The organism is Amycolatopsis plumensis, assembly GCF_042652605.1.
Taxonomy (GTDB): domain Bacteria; phylum Actinomycetota; class Actinomycetes; order Mycobacteriales; family Pseudonocardiaceae; genus Amycolatopsis; species Amycolatopsis plumensis.
Genome location: NZ_JBHSJY010000001.1, coordinates 6,873,274 through 6,893,881, shown reverse-complemented (window position 1 = coordinate 6,893,881; position 20,608 = coordinate 6,873,274). Strand labels below are relative to the sequence as shown.

Below are 20,608 nucleotides of genomic sequence, written 5' to 3'. Positions count from 1 at the left end.
GGCTAGGGACCCGGCTCCCCGCCAAGGGCCCGGTACACCGGCCGGAGCAGGTCGGCGACGTCTTCGCCGCCCACGGTGATCGCGAACGGCGGAACCTGATCCAGCAGCGCGTCGGCCGGCGTTCGCGGCCCGTGCAGCGGCGCCGCGCCGCCCAGCCCCGGGGCCGGCCCGCAGTCGAAGAAGGTGTCCATGACTTCGGTCAGCGGCGGAGCCGTGTCGGCGGGATCGAGCGATTCGGCGGAAACGAGCCGGTTCTTCAGGTCCTCGAGCAGCGCTTCACGGGTCCGGCCGCGCAGCGCGAGAACGGTGAACGGATCTTCCGCGACCCGCGCCACGAGCGCGGAGAACACGGCGTTCAGGTGACCGCACGGAACCTCGGCGGCCGGGCAGGTGCAGTCCAGTGACACCTCCCGCGCCGAAGACGGGAACAACGGCAGCCGGACCCGCTTGCAGGTCTGCTCGACCTCACGGGGCAGTTCGCCGCCGAGCAGCAGGACGGTCGACGACGCTTGGGCGGCCAGGGCCTGGGTGATCGCCGCCCAGTCCGCTTTCCCGAACGCCGTCAACCCGATCCTCACCGTGTGCCGGCGACCGTCGTCGACCTCGGCGTCGACGCGCCCGGCGCCGATCGCCAAGGACACCACGCGGCCCTGACCGGGTGCGGGCAGCAGGACGCCGATCGCCGTCAGCGCCCGGAGGAACCGGGACGGCCACCACGGGAGCGGCTCACTCATCGAGCGCCTCCTCCCCCAGGGTGAGCACTCCGCGCAGCGCTTCCGTGGACAGCTCGGTGAGCAGGCCTTCGCCCTCGCCGACGACCATGCCCGCGAGCGCGCGTTTCCTGCTGATCAGGGTCTCGATGCGGTCCTCGATGGTGCCCGGGCAGACGAACTTCCGGACCTGGACCGTGCGGCCCTGCCCGATCCGGAACGCGCGGTCGGTGGCCTGGTTCTCCACCGCCGGGTTCCACGAGCGGTCCAGGTGCAGCACCTGGGTGGCGGCGGTCAGCGTGAGCCCGGACCCGCCGGCCTTGAGCGACAGCAGCAGGATCCGCGGTCCGTCGCCGGACTGGAAGCGTGCCACGATCGCGTCGCGCGCCCCTTGGGCCAGACCCCCGTGCAAGAACCCGACTTCGGCACCGAGCCGGTCCGACAGGTGGGGCACGAGCAGGTGGCCGAACTCGGTGTACTGCGTGAAACACAGCGCCCGGTCGCCCGACGCCAGGATGTCCGCCAGGACCTCTTCGAGGCGGTTGACCTTGCCGGACCGCTGCCCGATCGGGGAGCCGTCGTGCAGCAGGTGCGCGGGGTGGTTGCAGACCTGCTTGAGCTTCGTGATCGCGGCGAGGACGTTGCCGCGGCGCTTGATGCCGTGGGTGGTCTCGATCTTCGTCATCATCTCGTCGACGATCGCGCGGTACAACGTGCCCTGTTCGCGGGTGAGCCGGTACTCCTGCCGGATTTCGATCTTGTCCGGCAGCTCGGGGACGATCGCGGGGTCGGTCTTCACCCGGCGCAGCAGGTAGGGCTGCGTCAGCCGGCGCAACGCGGCGGCCGTGGCGGTGTCGCCCCGGCGCTCGATCGGGACCGCGAACCGGCGCCGGAACTCGAACCTGCTGCCGAGCAGTCCGGGGTTGAGCAGGTCCAGCACCGACCACAGGTCGGCCAGCCGGTTCTCCACCGGGGTGCCGGTCAGCGCGAGCCGGTGCTCGGCCGTGAGCCGCCGCACGGCCTTGGCCGTCGCGGTGTCGGCGTTCTTGATGGCGTGCGCTTCGTCGAGCACCAGACGCCGCCAGGTGAACCCCTCGAGTTCGGCGGCGTCCCGGGTGGCGGTGGCGTAGGTCGTGACGACGAGGTCGGCGGCGGCGACCTGCCCGGCGAGCGCGTCCCCGTGCCCGCGCGCACTGCCGTGGTGGGCGAGGACCCGCAGGTCCGGAGCGAAGTGCGCCGCCTCCCGCTGCCACATGCCGACCAGCGACACCGGGCACAGCACCAACGTCGGGCCGCGCTCGCCCTCCGCCCGCTCGGCGGCCTCGAGTGCCAGCGTCTGGACGGTTTTGCCCAGCCCCATGTCGTCGGCCAGGCACGCACCGAGCCCCAGCGCCGCCATGAACGCCAGCCAGGCGACCCCGCGCTGCTGGTAGGGACGCAGCGTGGCGCGGAACGACGGCGGCGGCGCGACCGGCCGCAGGGTCCGGTCGACCCGCTCGGCCAGGACGTCGCCGACCCAGCCGTCGGCGCGGACGTCGGTGACCGGCAGCGGCGTCTCCGTCCCGAGGCGGACGAGCTCCAGCAGCTCGGCCGCGGTGGGACGCGGGGTTTGCCGGTGCGGGTCGCGGCGCAGGAACTCGAGACCGGCCCGGAGCCGGTCGGCGTCGACGCTGATCCACCGGCCCCGCAGCCGGACCAGCGGAGTTTTCGCGGCGACGAGCCTGGCCAGCTCTTCTTCGCCGATTTCGTCGTCGCCGACCGCGACCGACCAGTGGAACGCGGCCAGCTCGTCGCGGCCCACCCGGCTGCGGGTGACGACCTGCTCGGTCGGTGAGCTGCGGACGGAAAGCCGCAGGCCGAGCCGGCGCCTGCCGTCCCAGGTGGCCGGGAGCTGCACTTCGAACCCGGCCTCGATCAGCCGGGTCGCGCCCGCGGTGAGGAACCGTTCGGCTTCTTCGACGGTCAGGTCGTGCTCGGACGGCCGGGTCCGGCGCAACGCCGGCGCCAGCATCGGCTCCACCAGCGCGGCGCGGCCGAGTTCGGCGACGAGCAGGCCCCGCGGATCCCGGACCAGCCCGTTCGCCCCGCCCGACCAGATCTGCCCGGCCGGCAGCAGCAGGCTCGGATCGGCGGTGGCACGCAGGAGGAACTGCAGCTGCCACTTGGTGCCGTCGCCGGTCTGGTCGTCGGGGTCGTCCGCCTCCGGCGGGCGCAAGGTGCCGACTTCGGCCAGCCGGAAGCAGGCCCGGCCGTCGACGACGTCGGTGTCCGCGACCTCGTCCCACTTCGCGACGGCGTCGGCCAGCACCCGGAGCTCCTCCAGCGGCAGCTCGACGCGGGGATCGCCGCCCGGCAGAGCGGACAGCCACACCCCAGCCGGGCCGCCGCCCCCGCGCAGCCCGACCGGCGGATCCGCCCGCGCCAGCCGGTCCCGGACCGCCGTGTCGACCAGGGCGTGCAGGGCGTCGGTGACGAGCGCGCGCGGCGAGGCCCCGGTGAGCGGCGCGATCTGCTCGGCCCGCCCGACCGGGGGCAAGGCCGCGACCAGCGCTTCGAACGCGGCGAAGTCCACGCCCTGCAGCACCGGGCGCCACCGGGCCTCCGCCGCGTCGCCCCGCCGGACCAGCGTCGGCAGCACCCGGCCGCGGCGCACCAGATCCGCGGCCAGGCGGGCCACCGCCTTCAGGTGGGTGACCGAACCGCCGTAGGAGGCCGCGTCGTCGAGATCGTCCAGCTCGGCCGCGTCCACGACCAGCGCCGGCACCGACCACGGCCGCAGCGACGGCGCCGGGCCACGCGGCTTGCGGCCGTCCCCCAGCTCGGCGGCGGCGAGCGGCCGGCTCGCCCGCGACGGCAGCAGCAACGTCACCGAGGTGGGCTTGCCGGGGTGCAGCGCGGTCAGGTCCGCGCTGGAGACCGCGAACGGGTGCGCCAGCGCGATCCGCGCCGGACGGCTCGACGTGCCCGCCGGGACGCGGTCGCGCTCCGCCCAGAGAAGCAGGCCTCGGTCCGGAGACCACAGAGCGTGCACCAAGGGCAAGGTCTGAGGCTCCTTCGTCCGGTCCGGGTTCACCGCCGATCGTCGCACAGCCGGCGGAGCGGGCGCCGCCGCGTTCGCCGCTACGAGGTGATCACCGCGCTCGCGCGGCCCCGGGCCCGGCCGCTCAGTTCGGCGTCGAGGGTTTCCTGGGCGAACCGCATCTGCTCCTGGTACCGGGGCTCGCCGAGCCGGCGCATGCCCTCTTCCGGAGCCACCGTCTCGACGGAGGCGGTGATCCACCAGATGTTGCCGAACGGGTCGCGGACCCGGCCGCCGCGCTGGCCGAAGGCGTTGTCCGTCAACGCGGTCACCTCGCGGGCTCCCGCCTGCAGCGCGGCGGCGAACGCGACGTCGGCGTCGGGCACGAAGACGCGCAGCAGCGACGGCAGGGCGGGCCAGTCCTCGTGCTGGTCGAACGCGAGCACGACCGTATCGCCGATCCGGATCTCGGCGTGCCCGATGCTGCCGTCCTCCAGGGGCACCCGGCCCAGTTCGACGCCGTCGAAGGCCGCGGTGACGAAGTCCAGCAGCGCGCCGGTGTCCTTGGTGACGATCCAGGGCGCGACCGTGGTGTAGCCGTCGGGGGTGGCAGTCATCGGAAAGTCCTTTCGCGTGGGTGGTCCCACGCTAAGGGTCAAATAGGTCAGATTTTGTCCTCAAGGGACTCCAGGAGGTACCGGGCCAGCTCGGCGACGGTGGGCCGGTCGAAGACGGCGGTGGCGGGCAGGTCGACGCCGGACAGCCCGGTGAGCCGGGTGCGCAGCTCGATCACGGTGAGCGAATCGAACCCCAGCTCCGGGAACGGGCGGTCGTCGGCGACCACGGCTGGGTCCGGGTGGCCCAGGACCGCGGCGACCTCCGCGCGCACCAGCTCGCGCAGCTCGGGCTCGGAAGGGTGCTCCGGCCAGCTGGACCGCACCGCGGCCGAGCGCACGGACGAACCGCCGGTCGGCGGCACCATCGACACGGCCGTCGACACCGCCGGATCGAACCGGACGGGCACCAGCACCGGTTCGGCCGAGCCGAGCGCGGCGTCGAACAGCGCCAGCCCCTGTTCGGCGGTCAGCCCCTCGACGCCGGACGCGTGGATCCGGCGGCGGGCGGTGGCCGAGATCCGGTCGCCGAGACCGGTGCCGAGCTCCCACAGCCCCCACGCCAGCGACAACGCGGGCAGCCCGGCCGCCCGACGGCGGCACGCCACGGCGTCCAGCACCCGGTTCGCCGCCGCGTAGTTGGCCTGGCCGGCCTTGCCGAACACCCCGGCGATCGAGGAGAACAGCACGAAGGCCGTCAGCGGCAGGTCCCGGGTCACCTCGTCGAGGACCAGCGCCGCGTCCGCCTTGGGGCGCAGCACGACGTCCAGGCGGTCCGGCGTCTGGGCCGCGAGCACGCCGTCGTCGACCACGGCCGCGCTGTGCACGACCGCCGTCAACGGCGGATCGCAGCGGCCGACCAGCCGCACCACGGTGGCCCGGTCCGCCACGTCGGCCGCGACGATCCGCACGTCCGCCCCGAGGTCCCGCAGGGACGCGGCCAGGTCTCCGGCGCCGGGCGCCGCCGGCCCGCGCCGGCTCACCAGCAGCAGGTGCCGGACGCCGTGCCCGGTGACGAGGTGCCGGGCCAGCACGGCGCCGAGCGCGCCCGTCCCGCCGGTGATCAGCACCGTCCCGGCCGGGTCGATCGGCCGCGTCGGCGCCGGGGTGGCGCGCGTGATCCGCAGGGCGTGCGGCACGCCGTCGCGGACGGCGATCTGCGGCTCGGCGCCGCCACCGGCGAGGTCCGCCACCCGCGACAGCGGGAACCCCGGCTCGAGGTCGACCAGGCCGATCCGGCCCGGGTGTTCCGCCGCGGCCGCGCAGCCCAGTCCCCAGGCCGCCGCGGCGGCCGGGTCGGGGTCGGGGCCGGTCGCGTTGCGGGTGACCAGGAGCAACCGGTCGCCGCTGCCTTGCCGGTCGTGGAGCACCGCGAGCGCGTGGCCGGCCGCGGCGCGCACGTCGCCCGCCGTGATTTCGACCGTCCGGACCGGTTCGGTGGCCGCCGCCGGCGGCACCGCAATCCACTGTGGACGGTAGAGCATCGTGTCGGGTGCCGCCATCGGCCGGGTCGTCAGCGATTCGACTCCGGCCGTCGGGTTCCCCGCTTCGTCGTACAGCGTCACGCGGACCGCGCCGGCGTCGAGGCGGACACCGTGCACCCGGGCCCGCCGCGCACCCGGCGCGTAAACCTCGACACCGCTCCAGAGGAACGGCACCCGCCGCTCGGCCGCCGTCCCCTCGGTGAGGGCGGTCGCGTGCACGGCCGCGTCGAGCAGGACCGGGTGCAGCGCGAACCGGCCCCCGGCGTCCGGCGGCACCTCGACCTCGGCGAAGAACTCGTCCCCGCGCAGCCACAACCGTTGCACGGCCCGGAAGGCGGGCCCGTAGGCGTGCGCGCGGTAGGCCTCGGCGACGTCTGCTTCCCCGGCCCCGTCGGGCGGCCACGCCCCGCTCCAGCGGGCCGGGAGGGGGCCGCGAGGACGCAGCTTGCCCCCGGCGTGCTTCCGCCAGTGCTTCTCGTCGCGGGCCCGGGCGTAGACGTCGATCCTCGGCTCGTCCACGACGACCTGGACGTGGACGTCCTCGGTGTCCAGGCGCAGCGGGGCTTCGATCGCGAGTTCCTCGACGCCCCCTCCGCCGGCGTGCAGGGCCAGCTCCGCGAACAACGCCCCGGGGACCAGCACGGATCCGCCGACGACGTGATCGGCGAGCCACCGGTGACGGCGGACGCCGAGCGAGCCGCCGTGCACCACCCGCGGTGAATCGGGCGCTTCGAGCGCCGGGCCGAGCACGGCGTGGTCGCCGCCGTCCGGCTCCGGGGACGGCTGGTCCAGCCAGTACCGGGTGCGCTTGAACGGGTACGTCGGCAGCGGCGTGACCCGCGCGCCCGAACCGGCGAACACCGCGGCCCAGTCCACCCGGGCCCCGGCCGTGTGCGCCGCGCCCGCCGCGGCCAGCACCCCGGAGCCCGACATCGCGGCCGGCGCGATCGGCAGGACGTCGGCGGCGAACCGGCCGAGCACCGGCGCCGGGCCGATCTCGAGGCCGACGGCCGGGCCCGGTGCCACCGCCGTGGCGAGCGCGTCGGCGAACCGCACGGTCGAGCGGGCGTGCCGGCGCCAGTGGCCGGGCTCGATCTCCTCGATCGGCTGCCCGGTCACGCACGAGACGAGCGGGACGGCCGGACGATGGTGCGGCAGCCCGGCGGCGACCTCGTGGAACTCGGCGAGCATCGGCTCCAGCAGCGGCGAATGGAAGGCGTGGCTGACGCGCAGGCGCGTTCCGCCGCCGAATCGATCGGCGAGCGCCGTCGTCGCGGCCGTCTCGCCGGAGAGCACCACCGACCGCGGCCCGTTGACCGCGGCGACGGCGACGGTGTCGCCCACGAGCGGAGCCACGTCCGCCTCGGTGGCCTCGACGGCGATCATCACCCCGCCGCGGGGCAAGGCGGCCATGAGCCGGCCGCGCGCCGCCACGAGCGTCGCCGCGTCCGCCAGCGACAGCACGCCGGCGACGTGCGCGGCGGTGATTTCCCCGATCGAATGGCCGAGCAGGACGTCGGGGCGCAGGCCCCACGACTCGAACAACCGGTACTGCGCGACGCCGAAGGCGAACAGCGCCGCTTGCGCGTGGTCGGTGCGGTCGAGCGCTTCCCCGCCGGTGAAGGCGACGTCCCGCACCGCGCCGCCCAGTGCCGCGCACGCCTCGTCGAAGGCGTCGGCGAACACCGGGAACCGCTCGGCCAGCTCCCGGCCCATCCCGGCCCGCTGCGCGCCCTGGCCGCCGAACAGCACGGCCAGCCGGGTGCCGCCCCGGACGGTCCGGCCGCGCACGCGCCCTTCGGCGACGGCTCGCAGGGTCTCCCGGTCCCCGGCGGGCACCAGCACGCGGTGCGCGAGCGGGGTCCGCCGGGCCAGGGTGTAAGCGGTGTCGGCTCCGTCGACGGTGTCGGGGACCTCGGCCAGCCCGGCCGCGACGAGCCGGAGCGCGTCGCCGTCCGCGGCGCTGAGCAGCCAGGGCGCGGGGAACGGCCGCCGCTCCGGCGTTTCCGCCGGTGGCGCCTCCTCGACGATCACGTGCGCGTTGGTGCCGCCGATCCCGAAGGCCGACACGCCCGCCCGGCGGATCCGGTCCGTCCGCGGCCACGGCCGGGCCTCCGCCAGCAGCGCCACCCCACCGGCCGGCCAGTCGACGTGCGGGCTCGGTTCGTCCGCGTGCAGCGACGGCGGCAGCTCCTCGTGCTGCAACGCCGTCACCACCTTGATCACGCCGGCGATCCCGGCGGCGGCCTGGGTGTGGCCGAGGTTCGACTTCACCGAGCCGAGCCGGAGCGGCTCGGCGCGCGGGCCATGCCCGTACGCCGCGATCAGCGCGTCCGCCTCGATCGGGTCGCCCAGCGGCGTTCCCGTGCCGTGCCCTTCGACGGCGTCGACGTCCGCCGCGGTCAACCCCGCGTCCGCGAGCGCCGCCGCGATCAGCGCCTGCTGGGCGCGTCCGCTGGGCGCGGTCAGGCCGTTCGACGCGCCGTCGGCGTTCACCGCGGTGCCGCGCAGCAGGGCCAGCACCGGGTGCCCGTGCCGCCGGGCGTCGGACAGCCGTTCCAGCAGGATCACCCCGGCGCCCTCCGACCACGCCGTGCCGTCCGCTCCGGCGGCGTAGGACCGGCAGCGCCCGTCCGGGGAGAGGCCGCGCTGACGGCTGAAGGCGAGGAAGGTCCGCGGGGTGGCCATCACCGTGGCCCCGCCGGCGAGGGCGAGCGAACACTCCCCGCCGCGCAGCGCCTTCACCGCCTGGTGCAGCGCGACCAGCGACGACGAGCAGGCCGTGTCGACGGTGAGGGCCGGTCCGGTCAGCCCGAAGGTGTAGGAGATCCGGCCCGAGGCCACCGCGTGCGAGGAGCCGATGCCCAGCCACGCCTCGAGTTCGTGCGGGGTGGTGAACCGGCTCGCGTAGTCCTCGTTCATGACGCCGACGAACACGCCCGTGTCGCTGCCGCGCAGCGCCGCGACGTCGATGCCGGCCCGCTCGAACGCCTCCCACGACGTTTCCAGCAGCAACCGGTGCTGCGGGTCGGTCGCCAGGGCCTCCCGCGGGGAGATGCCGAACATCCCGGCGTCGAAGTCCGCGAAACCGTCGAGGAACCCGCCGCGGCGGGTCACCGAGTGCCCGATCCGGTCCGGATCCGGGTCGTACAATCCCGCCACGTCCCAGCCGCGGTCGGCGGGGAACTCCCCCGTCGCGTCCACCCGGTCCGCCACCAGCCGCCACAGGTCCTCCGGCGAGCGCACCCCGCCGGGGAACCGGCACGCCATCGCCACGACGGCGATCGGCTCCGCGGACGGCACCGGGGCCGTCCGCGCCGGCTCCGGGCGGCTCGCCGAGGCCAGCCGCGTCAGCTCGGCGATCACCGCGCCCGGCGTGGGGAAGTCGTAGATCAGCGAGTGCGGGACGGGCACCCCGGTCAGCGCGGTGATCCGGTGCCGGAACTGCACGCCGGCCAAGGAGGACAACCCGAGGTCGGTGAACGGCCGGTCCCGCCAGCCGTCGCCGCCGTCGTGTCCGCAGAGGACGGTCAGCTCGGCCCGCACCACCGCGGCGAAATCCGGCTGCCGCAAGGCGTTCCGCCGCGGTTTGCCCGACGCGGTCCGCGGGATCGAATCGATTTCGACGTAGGCGACCGGTACCTTGTGCAGCGACAGCCGGCTCAGGCAGAGGCGGCGCAGTTCCTCGGCGTCGAAGCCGTCCGTCCCGGGCACCACGAACGCCACCGGCACCTGCCCGACGACGTCGTCGGGCCGCCCGGTCACCAGGACTTCCCGCACCGACGGCGACTCCTCCAGCACCGCCTCGACCTCGGTCGGGTGGACGTTCTGGCCACCGCAGACGAGCACGTCGTCGACCCGGCCCTCGAGCACCAGCCGGCCGTCCTCGAACCGGCCGGCGTCCCCCGTGCGGTACCAGCCGTCCCGCACCGGCGAATCGGCTTGCCCGTGGTAGCCCAGCATCAGCCCAGGACCGCGGACGAGCACCTCTCCCGCGTCGATCCGGACCTCCATGCCGGGCACCGGGACCAGTCCCGGTACACCGGGTCGCTCCACCGCGACCTTGCCGCCCGTCTCGGTGCTCCCGTAGCCGTCGACGAGGGAAAGGCCGAACAGCTCCCGGACCGCGGCCCGGGTCGCCGGAGTGCACGGCGCACCGCCGGTCAGGCACAGCCTCGGCGAGCCGGCCGGGCCGTGGGCCTCCTGCCGGAGCCGAAGGTAGGTGGCCGGCACCCCGGCGAGCACGCAGCCCGGGTGTTCGGCGAGCAGGTCCGGCGAGCAGCCGTCGGCGAGCCGGGTGTGGGCGCCGAGCGCGATCGTGGCGGTGAAGGCGAGCGACAGGGCGTAGGCGTGGTGGAGCGGCAGCGGCCACACCACGGTGTCCTCGGCTTCGATCCCGAACACCGGGACGTAACACGCGGCGGTCGACCACAACATCGCGCGTTGCGAAAGGAGAACGCCTTTCGGCCGTCCGGTGGTGCCCGAGGTGTAGAGCAGCCAGGCGGGCTCGTCCAGGCCGAGGTCGTCCCGCGGTGTTCCGGCCGCCGGGGGCGGATCCTCGACGACGAGCACCCGCAGGCCCGGCCGCAGCCGCCGGGCCCGCTCGGCGTGCCGCGCCTCGGTGATGAGCAGCGTCGCCCCCGAATCCTCGGCCAGGTGGGCGAGTTCGGTCTCGGTCGAGCGCACGTTCACCGGTACCCCGACGGCCGCCGCGCGCAGCACCGCCAGCAGGGCGACGACGAACTCGACCCGGTTGCCGACGTGGACCAGCACCCGATCGCCCCGGGAGACGCCGAGGCCCGCGGCGAGCTCGGCACTGGCGCGGGCCAGCTCACCGTGGGTCAGCGTCCGCCGGCCGTCGGAGTAGGCGAGGCGGTCCGCGGGGTGCGCGGACAAGGACGTCAGCAGCGGCTGGATGAATTCGGTCCGGATTTCCTCCACCGCTCCGGGTATACCGCAATCACCGCGGCTTCGTCGGCGGCGTGGTGCCGGTGCGTTCGTCGCCGTAGCTCAGCCAGGTGCCGATCGGGGCACGCTGCCCGACGCCCGGACGGCGGTAGTCGCACACGCCGCCGGGGAACGCCTCCCGCAGCCGGTTCCGCTCCGCCGCGGTGAAAGCGACCGGGTAGTCCCGGAAGTCCAGGGGCTTCAGGCGGCACTTCAGCACGTCGAGGGCCAGGCTCTCGCCCGCGACCATCCGCGTGTTGGCCGCCACCGGGTACTGCGCGCCGCACTGCCCGCTCGCCGGGTACGTCAGCTTCTCGGTGATCCGCGACGCGGGCGACAGGTAGCAGCCGTCGCCGAGGTCGGCCGGGCGGTTCGCCAGCACCTTCTGCCGGTGGGTCCGGTGGGAACGGTCCGCGTCGATCGCGGTGAGCCAGCGGTCCATGGCGTCGAGTTCGTAGGCACTGGCGGCCGCCGCTTCGGCCGGGGTGGCGTGGTTTTCGATGATGACCTGGTTGCCGGCGGTGCCGTTGGCGCGTAGAAGGCGTTGCCGCAGCACGTAAGACCATTCGGTGGTGTGGATGTCGTTGCCGAACCCGGCGAGGTCGAGGTCGGTCCGCTGGTCGATGATCGGCGTTTCCCGCAGGCCTTGCGACGCGGAGTTCACGATGTCCTCGGCGTACACCGCGTCGAGGGCCTTCGGGTCGGCCGCGATCCGTTGCGGCACCGGCGTTCCGGTGTGGTCGAGGCCGCCGATGGCGGCGTTGAGGTCCACGAACTGCGCCGCGGTGATCGTCCCGGCCTGCAGCGCGGCCAGGCCGTACTGCACGCCCGTGGTGTCCAGCGGGCTGCGCACGAACCCGGTCCGCGGGTCCCGGCCGAGCTGGTTGACCAGCTGCTCATTGGAGTTGCACTTCACCCCGCCCGGGTTGGTGACCGGGTCCCACCGCGCCGCGACCGGGATGGCCGCGTTGCAGCTGCCGGTGGCGGTGGCACGGCTGGCGAAGGTCTTGTCCCAGGACACGCACGTGTCGTAGCTGGCAAAGCCCGCGACGGCCTGCTTCTGCGCCGCGGTGAACGACGTGCCCGGGCCGGCGAAGTACCGCTCCAGCAGGCGGCAGTCCGAAACCGGGCCGCCCGTGCTCAGCGGGTCGGGGAACGACACGCCGGGGATGATGCCGTCGACGATGCCGGGGTAGTTCTCCGCGATGTCGTACTGCTGGATCGCCCCGCCCGAGCCACCCCAGCCGATGGTGTGTGCGATCGGGCCGTAGGTCTCGGCGAAGTGCTCCTTGACCATCATCGCCGCTTCGGCCGAAATGATCGGGCTGCAGTTGTTGTCGAGCACGTTGAGGGTCGAAGACGCGACGGCGTAGCCCCGGGCCAGGAACAGGTCGTTCAGCACCCCGCCGGTCGAGCTGCCCTGGTGGTAGCCCGCGTTGCAGCCGCCGCCGAAGGTGTAGACCAGCTTCCCGTTCCAGCCGCCCTCCGGCGCGAGGGGCGACGGCTCGCCGTCGTAGAGCGCCGCGATCTCGTAGACGGCGCGGTCGATCGTGCCGCGCTCGACGCGGACCACGTACGGCACCGCGTGCCCGCCGACCGTCGCCGTCGCGAGGTCCGCGGGCCGGGCCGCCGGGTCCGCCAGCGGCGTGAACGCCCCGGCGGTCGTCCGGTACTGGTAGCTCACCTGCGTCGGCGCACTGCACAACGGCTGCGTCGCCGCGGGCAGGCCGAACGCCTGGGTCTCGCAGTAGAACGGGAGCTGCTGCGCGCCGGAGAAGACGGGTCCGGTGATCGGGTGGTTGGTGACGCGCAGGGTCGCCCGCCGGTCCGGTCCGGGCCCGCTCGCCCGGGCGCTCAGGTCGTTGGCACCGTCGCGCAGGCCGGTCACCAGGCCGAGCAGGCTGCCGTCCGGCTGCGCGCGGAAGCTCGAGGTGACGTCGTGGCCGTTGGCGCTGACGGTGACCCGCCGTTCCGCCGGAACGACCCTGACCAGAACCTGTCCCCCGCTCACGAGCGCCGGCCGCGGGTTCGACACGGTCTCGATCCTCAGCTGCCGCCCCGGCGGGTTTCCGGGATCCGCCACCGCGGTCGCGGATCCCAGCAGGAGGACGGGCGCGGCGAGGGTCGCCACCACGGCGGATGAGCGCACAGCACGGTCTGCCACCGGAGACTCCGCTCGCTCGTGGCATCGCGTCGTCGCGACACCGGGCAGCTGCCGGTATAGCACCTGCGGGCCGGCCGGAACAACGGCCGAAGTCCGCTGGGAACATCCGTTTCCCGCCCGCCGGGAGGCGACCGGGGCTACCATCGCGGTCGGGGGTGGTCGCATGGATCCGGGTCCGCACGACGAAGGTACCGCCGCCGGCTTCCGGGCCGATCTGATCAGCATGGAGCAGATGCGGCAGAAGCTGGTCGAGGTGCGGGACCACTTCCAGGCCAAGGTCGACCGGCTGGGCGGCTTGGAGAGCAGCCTCCAGGCCACGTTCTTCGGTGGCCACGCGGGCGAGACCGGCGCCTTCCAGGCGAGCTACCAGGCTTTCGGCCGGGAGTGGGTCAAGGACTTCCACCGGATGCTCGCCCTCGACCAGCTGTTCGTCGGCCTGATCGACGAACACGGCGAAGCGGTCAAGCAGGCGATCAAGCTGTACGCCGATTCCGACGAATCCGCGCGGTCGCAGCTTCACGACATCCTGGGGAAAATGGGGTAACCGAGGGGGGATCATGACACTCGAGTGGCCACCGCCACCGGATGCGAAGGCGGGCAGGCTGCTGGCCGAGGTGGACGTCACCGAGCTGCCGCACGCCGCGCCGTTCTCCGCGTACCTGGAGGCACTGGCGTCCAGTACCGAGGTCTACGCGTGGGTCCCGTGCGTCGCGAACGTCAACGGGCGGGTGCAGGAGCTCCACAACCACGGCGTTCCCCATCGCGACTACCAGCCGTCTTCGATTCCGGTGGCGACTCCGGACGCCTACCAGAACTCCGCGGCCAGGCCGGAGTTCCTGCACACGGTGCTCCAGCACCTCGGCACGACCCCGGAACACTGCCTGGCCTTCGCCGAGGTGCTCTGCGGGCAGGACCTGAACATGGGCGGGACGGTGACCGAAGACCAGGAAGGGTACGTCACGCCGATCGACTGGGCGTACTACAACCTCGCGTTCTTCAAACCGGGAGACGACGGCTCGGCTTCGGGCGACGTCAAGGAGTCCCTGGCCGACCTGGGACAGATCACCAGCGCCCAGACGGCGGTGACCCACGCGGACTGGAGCGGTTCCGCCAAGGACGCCGCCGTGCGGAAGTTCGCCGAGCTGGTGAACTTCGTCCTCTACGTCCGCGGACCGATGTACGCGGAGTTCGGTGCGACGCTGATCGCGTACGCCGCATTGGTGAAGGCGGCCAGGAACCACCTCGACGGGATCATGGCGCAGGCGGTCGCGGCCATGCGCCGTCTCGAAGCCTCCGGCAGCGTCGACTTGGTCAAGGCCCTGTCGATCCTGCTCACCTTGGCCGGCTTCCTCCCGGCGCTCCCGTACAGCATTTCGTTCGGGATCGCGGCGGCCTCCGCCGTCGTTTCGGCGATCGATGCGAAGGCCAAGGAAAAGGCGCCCCCGGCGGAAATCGCGATTCCCGCCGACCGGGCCCAGTCGTGCGTGGACATCCTCCGCTGGTACCTCGACGAGGCCCGTGCCACGTGCGAGGCCCTGGCAGACGGGCTCACGAAGCTGACGAAGCGCCGGGTCGAACTGCTCGACGAGGTGCTGCGCACCGTGCCGGACGCCAACCCCGTGCCGGACGTGCTCAAGGCGCTTCCGGCCTGAGGTCAGCCGGGGAGCGCGAACTCCCCGGCTTTCCGGAGGTGGGTTCAGGCGGTCCTCACACCAGGGATGCGGTCAGGCCGCCGTCGAGGACGTAGTGGCTGCCCGTGATCCAGCTGGCCCGGTCCGACGCCAGGAACGCCGTCACCTCCGCGATGTCCTGCGGGGTGCCCAGCCGGCCCTGCTTGGCCGCGACGAGGTCGCCGAACGGGACCTGGGTGGCCGCCTCGAAGTCCGGGACCAGGCGCTCGACCATGGCCGTGTCCGCGAAGCCCGGGCAGACCGCGTTGACCCGGACACCCGTCGGGCGCATCTCGACCGCCGCCACGCGGGTCAGCTGGATGACCGCCGCCTTCGTCGCGCAGTAGGAGCCGAGCAGGGGGCTGCCGCCGATGCCCGCGATCGAGGCGATGTTGACGATGTTCCCCCTGGCCTCCACCAGGTGCGGGATCGCCGCCTTCATCGCCACGAACGTGCCGCGGACGTTGACCGCGAAGATCTTGTCGAAGCTCTCCGTCGGCTGCTGCAGCAGCGGTGACGACACCTCGATGCCCGCGTTGTTCACCAGGACGTCGAGCCCGCCGAGGAGGTCGACGGCCTGCTGGATCGCCGACTGCACCTGGATTTCGTCGGTGACGTCGCAGTTGGCGACACCGGCCGCGCCGATCTCGTCGGCCGTCTGCTTGGCCGACAGGGAATCGAGGTCACTCACGACCACCCGGGCGCCGCGTTCGGTGAACAGGGCCGCGATGGCCTTGCCGATGCCGGCGCCGGAGCCGGTGACGAAGACGCGCTTTCCTTCGAGTTCGGACATGCTGGTCCCTTTCACATCGCGTCGATCTTGGGGAGGATTTCTTCCTTGAGGCGCTTCAGGTCGTCGAGGGTCTTCGCCACCGGGACGTCCTGGAAGGGCGGCCACAGGAACGGCATCGTGAGCCCGGCTTCCCGGTAGCGCTTGAGCTGGTCGGTGATCTGCGCCTGCGAGCCCACGAGCAGGTTGGTGCCCTTGCCCAGGGGGCTCTGGTCCATGTCCTGGTCGGTGATGACGAACCAGATCATGCTGGCGATCTCGAGGTCGTCGACCGACCGCGGGGTGTCGAGGGCGTCGAGCTCGCGCTGGATCTCGGTGCGCCAGCGCCGGATGTCCTCGGGTGAGTCCTGGATGCCGATCCAGCCGGAGAGCCCGTACTTCGCGATGCGCGCGGCCGACCGCTTCGCGTCCTTGAGGCCGCTGAAGAAGATCGGCGGGTGCGGTTTCTGCACCGGCTTGGCCCCGAACCCGCTGCGCTGGAAGTCGGCGAACTCGCCGTGGTATTCGAACAGCTCGTTGGTCCAGATGCCCTGCATGATCTCCAGGGTTTCCCGGACGTGCTTGTGCCGCTTGGGGAAGATGTGCGACGCGCTCGCGGCGGCGAACTCCTCGGGCATCCAGCCGGAGCCGACGGCGACGTTGAGCCGGCCGCCCGACAGGTGGTCGATGGTGGCGAGTTCCGCGGCGAGGACACCGGGCGAGCGGTAGGGCGTGTCGATGATGCTCATCCCGATCCGCACCTTCGACGTCTTCGCCGCCAGCCACGGGATCAGCGGCATGCCCTGCAGGAACTCACCCCGCGAGCTGACCGGCAGGCCCTTGGGAAAGCCCTCGATCATGCCGAAGGAGTACTGCATCTCCTGGGTGTCCGACGTCTCCGGGACGATGATCCGGTCGAGCGTCCAGACGGAGTCGAAGTCGAGATCCTCGGCCAGCGCGGTGAGGTCCTCGAGCTCCCGCACGGTCACCTTGTCCCGGAAGTTCGGCAGGTAGAGCGCGAGTTTCATGTGTTCTCCTTCAACGGGTGGCGAGGGTCGTGCGGATCTCGGCCTTCAGCACCTTGCCGACGGTCGAGCGGGGCAGGTCCGGCCAGACTTCGATTTGCTTCGGCGCCTTGACGCTGCCGATGCGGTCCTTGACGAAGGCGATCAGCTCGCCGTCTGCCAGTTCGGCGCCCGGCCGGAGCTGGACGACGGCGGTGACCCGTTCGCCCCACTTTTCGTCGGGCAGGCCGATCACGGCGCAGTCGCGGACCGCGTCGTGGGCCAGCACCGCCTGCTCGACTTCGGCGGAGTAGACGTTGAACCCGCCGGTGATGACCATGTCCTTGGCCCGGTCGACGATGTGGAGGAAGCCTTCGCCGTCGAGGAACCCGATGTCCCCGGTGTGGTGCCAGCCGTGGGCCGACGCCTCCGCCGTGGCTTCCGGGTCGCGGTGGTAGCCCGCCATCACCAGCGAGCCGCGGACACAGATTTCGCCGCGTTCGCCCTGCGGCACGGCCTTTCCGTCGCCATCGAGGATCGCCACCGTGACCAGGGGCGACGGCCGCCCGGCGGAAGCCAGCCGTCCGGTGTGGACGGTGCCGTCGGGACGCCGGTGCTCGGCGGGCGACATCGTCGAGATCATCATCGGCGCCTCGGACTGGCCGAAGAGCTGGGCCATCGGCCCGATGCGGTCGAGGGCTTCGGTCAGCCTGGCCGTCGACATCGGGGCCGCGCCGTACCAGAAGCACTGCAGCGACGACAAATCCGTGCCGTCCAGGGCTTCGTGGTCGAGCACCAGGTAGATGAGCGTCGGCGGCAGGAAGGTGTGGGTGACGCGGCGGCGTTCGATGAGGTTCAGGAACCGGCCGACGTCCGGCTTCGGCATGATCACGACCTCGCCGCCGCGGGCCAGGACCGGGAAGCACAGGACACCGGCCGCGTGCGTCAGCGGGGCCAGGGCGAGGTACACCGGGCGGCCCTCGAAGGGGTAGCTCATCAGCGTGATCGCCGACATCACCTCGAGGTTGCGGCCGGTGAGCATGACGCCCTTGGGCCGCCCGGTGGTGCCGCCGGTACCCACGAGCGCGACGACGTCGTCCGGCTGGGCGGCCACCGCGGGCGGGTCGTCTTTCGCCTGGCCGACCCAGTCGTCGAAGCCGGGCGCGAAGCCGTCGCCGTCACCGAGGCGGACGAGCGTGGTCAGCTTCGGCAGCTGCGGGGCGATCCGGCGGACCAGGTCCTCGAAGGCGGGCTGGAAGACCAGGGTCGTGCAGTCGAAGAGGTCCAGGAGCTCGGCGTTCTCGGCGGCCGCGTTGCGCGGGTTGATCGGGCACCACACCGCGCCGGCCCGGGAGATGCCGAAGACGCAGGTGAACGCGGTCGGGTCGTTGGCCGAGAGGATGCCGACCTTGTCCCCCGGGGCGACGCCGGAGCGCCGCAACGCCCGGGCGACGGCCTCGGCGAGCTCGACGACCTCGCCGTAGGGCCGGGAGACCCCGTCGAGGGTCAAGCAGGGCGCCCCGGGGTCCAGGCAGGGCTCCGGCAAAGTCGTTTGTGCTGTTCATGGGGTGATTCCGAAGAGTGTGAGTGGTCGGGTGGGGGTGCGGGCCATGTGGCGGAGGGGTCTGCCCAGGGTCTGGTTGACACCTCACCTGTGAGGCTTCAGCCTCACCTGGAAGGATGTCACCGTGCCCAAGCCCTACCCCCGCGAGTTCCGTGACGACGTCATCGCCGTGGCCCGTCGCGGCGAGGCCCCGTTGAAGCAGGTCGCCAAAGACTTCGGGATCTCCGAATCGTGCCTGGCCAACTGGCTGCGCTCGGCCGACGTCGAGGACGGCGCGCGGCCCGGCGTAACCCGGGACGAGTCCGCCGAGCTGCGGGAACTGCGGAAGCGGAACCGGCTGCTGGAGCAGGAGAACGAGGTCCTGCGCAAGGCCGCAGCCTATCTCGCGCAGGGCAACCTGCCGGGAAAATAGCGTTCCCGCTCGTCCGTGAACTGGCCGCGGCCGGCGCCCCCGTGCGGGTGCCGGTCGCGGTGACGTGCAGGGTGCTGGGGTTCTCCCGGCAGGCCTACTACCAGTGGTGTTCGTCCCCGGTCTCGCAGCGCGACTTCGACGACGCGCATCTGATCAACGCCGCCCTGAAGATCCATGCCGATGACCCGGCGGACGGGTACCGGTTCATCGCCGACGAGCTCGCCCGACAGGGCTTCGCCGCGTCGGAGAACCGGGTGTGGCGGATCTGCTCGATGCAGCAGATCTTCTCGCTGCACGCCAAGAAGAAAGGCCGTACACGTCAGGCGGGGCCGCCGGTGCACGACGACCTCGTCCGCCGCGACTTCACCGCCGCCGCACCGAACACCAAGTGGCTGACCGACATCACCGAGCATCCCACCGGCGAGGGCAAGCTGTATCTCTGCGCGGTCAAGGACTGCTACTCCAACAAGATCGTCGGGTACTCCATCGCCGACCACATGCGAGCCTCACTCGCCGTTGGCGCGCTGCGCAACGCCATCGCACTGCGCGAGCCACACGGCGTCGTGGTCCACTCCGACCGCGGAGCCCAATTCCGATCAGCGGCCTACCGGCGCCTGCTGCACGCTCATGGGCTGACCGGGTCGATGGGGCGGGTCGGTGCGTGCGGTGACAATGCCGCGATGGAATCGTTCTTTTCATTGCTGCAAAAGAACGTTCTCGATACCCGGCGGTGGCGCACCCGGGAGGAGCTCCGGTTGGCGATCGTGTCCTGGATCGAGACGAAATACCACCGCAAACGCCGGCAACGCGCCCTGGGCAAGCTCACCCCAGTCGAGTTTGAGACCATCTACACAGCCGCAGCAGCGGCCTGAAAATAGTCAGCTCCGGTGTCAACCGAAGTCTGGGCAGCCCCGAGGGCTGTGGCGATGCTGTTGTGGCCTTGTGTGCGGAGGGCGCTGATGGCGAGGTTGCGCAGGGAGGCCATGGCGCGGGGTCCGGTGCCGGTGCGGACGCGGGAGGCGTCTTCGCGGTAGGTGGTGTCGCGGACCCAGTGCAGCCGGTTCTCGATGTGCCAGTGTCGGCGTAGGTGGGTGGCGATGGCGGCTGGGCTGGTGTCTGAGGGCAGGCTGGTGATGCCGTAACCGGTGTGGGTTTCGCGTGTTCCGGTGGTGCGGTCGGTGCGGTATCGGGTGACCTGGAAGACCTGTGTGCTGGCGGGGAAGCCGAGGTCGTCGGGGGCGGGCAGGGTCTCGATGGTGCGTTGTTCGAGGCGTCCGTGTCCGATTCCGGTGCTGGTGTGGTGGGTGGCCTGTGGCCAGGGCATTGTGGTGAGCCTGGTGTGGAGGCGGTGCTGGTTGGCTTTGACGGTGAACACGTAGTCCGCGTCGCGGCGGGTGAGGTAGCGGGCCAGGCCGCGGGTGGTGTGCAGGGCGTCGGCGGTGACCACGACACCGGCGAGGTCGATGCCCTCGAGCAGGGGTTGCATCCAGCTGATTTCGCTCGTTCCCCTGGTCACGTTCTGCTGGGCCAGCACGATCCCGTCCTCATGGGTCGGCGCGGAGAGCAGGTGCACGCCCGCTCCGCCGGTGCGGGCGAAGGTGCCGCGCAGGGATTTGCCGTCCACCGCGATCGCAGTTGGACCATCTGTTGTGGCGTTGATCCAGCAGCTGATCGCGGTGTCGAGGTCGTCGCCGTTGATGCCGGAGAGCACCCGCCGCACGGTGGCTTCGTCCGGGGCGATGTGCCGGTCGCGGCGGGGGTCGAACCGGGCGCCGAGGCGGGCCAGCACGCGCTGGGGTGCGTCGGCGGCCCATTCCCCGATCGCGGTGAACGACTGGGCCCCGGCAGCGACTGCGGCCGCGGCCAGCGCCAGGACCGATCCCAGCGAATGCCGCACCCCCCGCCGCTTCCGCGGATCAGGCACCAGGGCCAGGTAATCACGCAGATCAGCTGCTCGATCGAGGTCGGCGCAGGCCAGTCGGGTCAGCATGGCAGGGATGGGAGAAGATGCAACAGCAGGCACGGCTCTCTCACAGATCATGGGCTTCGACAACCACATGATCACCACCGAGAGCCGTGCCTGCCTGCACCAACACGACTTTGCCGGAACCCTGCGGGGTCCAGGGAGGCGCCTTTTTCGAGGTAGAAGAACAGAGACATCGTCGTCCCTCCCGACTTCGCCGGTGGCTGGTGACGACCATGACCGCCGTTTGGACGAATGTCAAGATTTTCTTGGACGATTGGTCAGAAA

12 protein-coding genes are annotated in these 20,608 nt (G+C 72.3%); 3 read left to right on the top strand and 9 right to left on the bottom strand.

Annotated elements, in window-relative coordinates:
• Positions 1 to 2: 2 nt before the first annotated feature.
• The 5 genes from ACFPLC_RS33440 to ACFPLC_RS33420 form a co-directional block, all read right to left on the bottom strand.
• Positions 3 to 734 carry an SWIM zinc finger family protein gene (locus ACFPLC_RS33440; protein WP_378191505.1) on the bottom strand — a complete coding sequence of 244 codons (732 nt, stop codon included), beginning with the start codon at positions 732 to 734 and terminating at the stop codon, positions 3 to 5.
• Complete coding sequence (locus tag ACFPLC_RS33435; RefSeq protein WP_378191507.1) at positions 727 to 3,750, bottom strand: DEAD/DEAH box helicase; 3,024 nt, start codon at positions 3,748 to 3,750, stop codon at positions 727 to 729. The genes ACFPLC_RS33440 and ACFPLC_RS33435 overlap by 8 nt, the downstream gene beginning before the upstream one ends.
• An 80-nt stretch (positions 3,751 to 3,830) precedes the next feature.
• Positions 3,831 to 4,346 (bottom strand): VOC family protein, encoded by a 516-nt coding sequence (locus ACFPLC_RS33430; RefSeq protein WP_378191509.1) that lies wholly within the window; start codon positions 4,344 to 4,346, stop codon positions 3,831 to 3,833.
• Between the two features lie 47 nt (positions 4,347 to 4,393).
• Positions 4,394 to 10,768, bottom strand: coding sequence for a beta-ketoacyl synthase N-terminal-like domain-containing protein (locus ACFPLC_RS33425; RefSeq protein ID WP_378236013.1), 6,375 nt, complete (start codon positions 10,766 to 10,768; stop codon positions 4,394 to 4,396).
• 19 nt (positions 10,769 to 10,787) lie between these two features.
• A complete protein-coding gene (locus ACFPLC_RS33420; RefSeq protein ID WP_378191513.1) occupies positions 10,788 to 12,938 on the bottom strand; it encodes a DUF6351 family protein in 2,151 nt (716 codons plus the stop codon).
• Positions 12,939 to 13,101: 163 nt separating this feature from the next.
• On the opposite strand from ACFPLC_RS33420, the gene ACFPLC_RS33415 reads away from it, so the two are divergent.
• Both ACFPLC_RS33415 and ACFPLC_RS33410 read left to right on the top strand, forming a co-directional pair.
• Positions 13,102 to 13,482 carry a hypothetical protein gene (locus tag ACFPLC_RS33415; protein WP_378191515.1) on the top strand — a complete coding sequence of 127 codons (381 nt, stop codon included), beginning with the start codon at positions 13,102 to 13,104 and terminating at the stop codon, positions 13,480 to 13,482.
• A gap of 13 nt (positions 13,483 to 13,495) precedes the next feature.
• The gene (locus tag ACFPLC_RS33410; RefSeq protein ID WP_378191517.1) at positions 13,496 to 14,590 is read left to right on the top strand and encodes a hypothetical protein; all 1,095 of its coding nucleotides are present in this window, start codon (positions 13,496 to 13,498) and stop codon (positions 14,588 to 14,590) included.
• Positions 14,591 to 14,645: 55 nt separating this feature from the next.
• Here ACFPLC_RS33410 and ACFPLC_RS33405 read toward each other — a convergent pair whose 3' ends face one another.
• Genes ACFPLC_RS33405 through ACFPLC_RS33395 form a run of 3 tightly spaced genes read right to left on the bottom strand, consistent with a single transcriptional unit; the run spans position 14,646 to position 17,927 of the window.
• Positions 14,646 to 15,401 (bottom strand): SDR family NAD(P)-dependent oxidoreductase, encoded by a 756-nt coding sequence (locus ACFPLC_RS33405; RefSeq protein ID WP_378191519.1) that lies wholly within the window; start codon positions 15,399 to 15,401, stop codon positions 14,646 to 14,648.
• A gap of 11 nt (positions 15,402 to 15,412) precedes the next feature.
• Positions 15,413 to 16,405 carry an LLM class flavin-dependent oxidoreductase gene (locus ACFPLC_RS33400; protein ID WP_378191521.1) on the bottom strand — a complete coding sequence of 331 codons (993 nt, stop codon included), beginning with the start codon at positions 16,403 to 16,405 and terminating at the stop codon, positions 15,413 to 15,415.
• Between the two features lie 10 nt (positions 16,406 to 16,415).
• Complete coding sequence (locus tag ACFPLC_RS33395) at positions 16,416 to 17,927, bottom strand: acyl-CoA synthetase (RefSeq protein ID WP_378191523.1); 1,512 nt, start codon at positions 17,925 to 17,927, stop codon at positions 16,416 to 16,418.
• 142 nt (positions 17,928 to 18,069) lie between these two features.
• Between ACFPLC_RS33395 and ACFPLC_RS33390 the strand changes: the two genes are divergently transcribed.
• A protein-coding gene (locus ACFPLC_RS33390) for an IS3 family transposase (protein WP_378208302.1) occupies positions 18,070 to 19,229 on the top strand; the annotation gives its coding sequence in 2 pieces (ribosomal slippage) (positions 18,070 to 18,348 and positions 18,351 to 19,229; 1,158 coding nt in all).
• Here ACFPLC_RS33390 and ACFPLC_RS33385 read toward each other — a convergent pair.
• Positions 19,205 to 20,347, bottom strand: coding sequence for an ISAs1 family transposase (locus tag ACFPLC_RS33385; protein ID WP_378236012.1), 1,143 nt, complete (start codon positions 20,345 to 20,347; stop codon positions 19,205 to 19,207). The genes ACFPLC_RS33390 and ACFPLC_RS33385 overlap by 25 nt on opposite strands.
• Between the last annotated feature and the right edge of the window lie 261 nt (positions 20,348 to 20,608).

What these genes read in the sequence shown, in the direction of transcription:
- ACFPLC_RS33440 (WP_378191505.1), bottom strand. Translation starts at nt 734, where the DNA reads ATGAGTGAGCCGCTCCCGTGGTGGCCGTCCCGGTTCCTCCGGGCGCTG.
- ACFPLC_RS33430 (WP_378191509.1), bottom strand. Translation starts at nt 4,346, where the DNA reads ATGACTGCCACCCCCGACGGCTACACCACGGTCGCGCCCTGGATCGTC.
- ACFPLC_RS33415 (WP_378191515.1), top strand. Translation starts at nt 13,102, where the DNA reads ATGGATCCGGGTCCGCACGACGAAGGTACCGCCGCCGGCTTCCGGGCC.
- ACFPLC_RS33410 (WP_378191517.1), top strand. Translation starts at nt 13,496, where the DNA reads ATGACACTCGAGTGGCCACCGCCACCGGATGCGAAGGCGGGCAGGCTG.
- ACFPLC_RS33405 (WP_378191519.1), bottom strand. Translation starts at nt 15,401, where the DNA reads ATGTCCGAACTCGAAGGAAAGCGCGTCTTCGTCACCGGCTCCGGCGCC.
- ACFPLC_RS33400 (WP_378191521.1), bottom strand. Translation starts at nt 16,405, where the DNA reads ATGAAACTCGCGCTCTACCTGCCGAACTTCCGGGACAAGGTGACCGTG.
- ACFPLC_RS33385 (WP_378236012.1), bottom strand. Translation starts at nt 20,347, where the DNA reads ATGCTGACCCGACTGGCCTGCGCCGACCTCGATCGAGCAGCTGATCTG.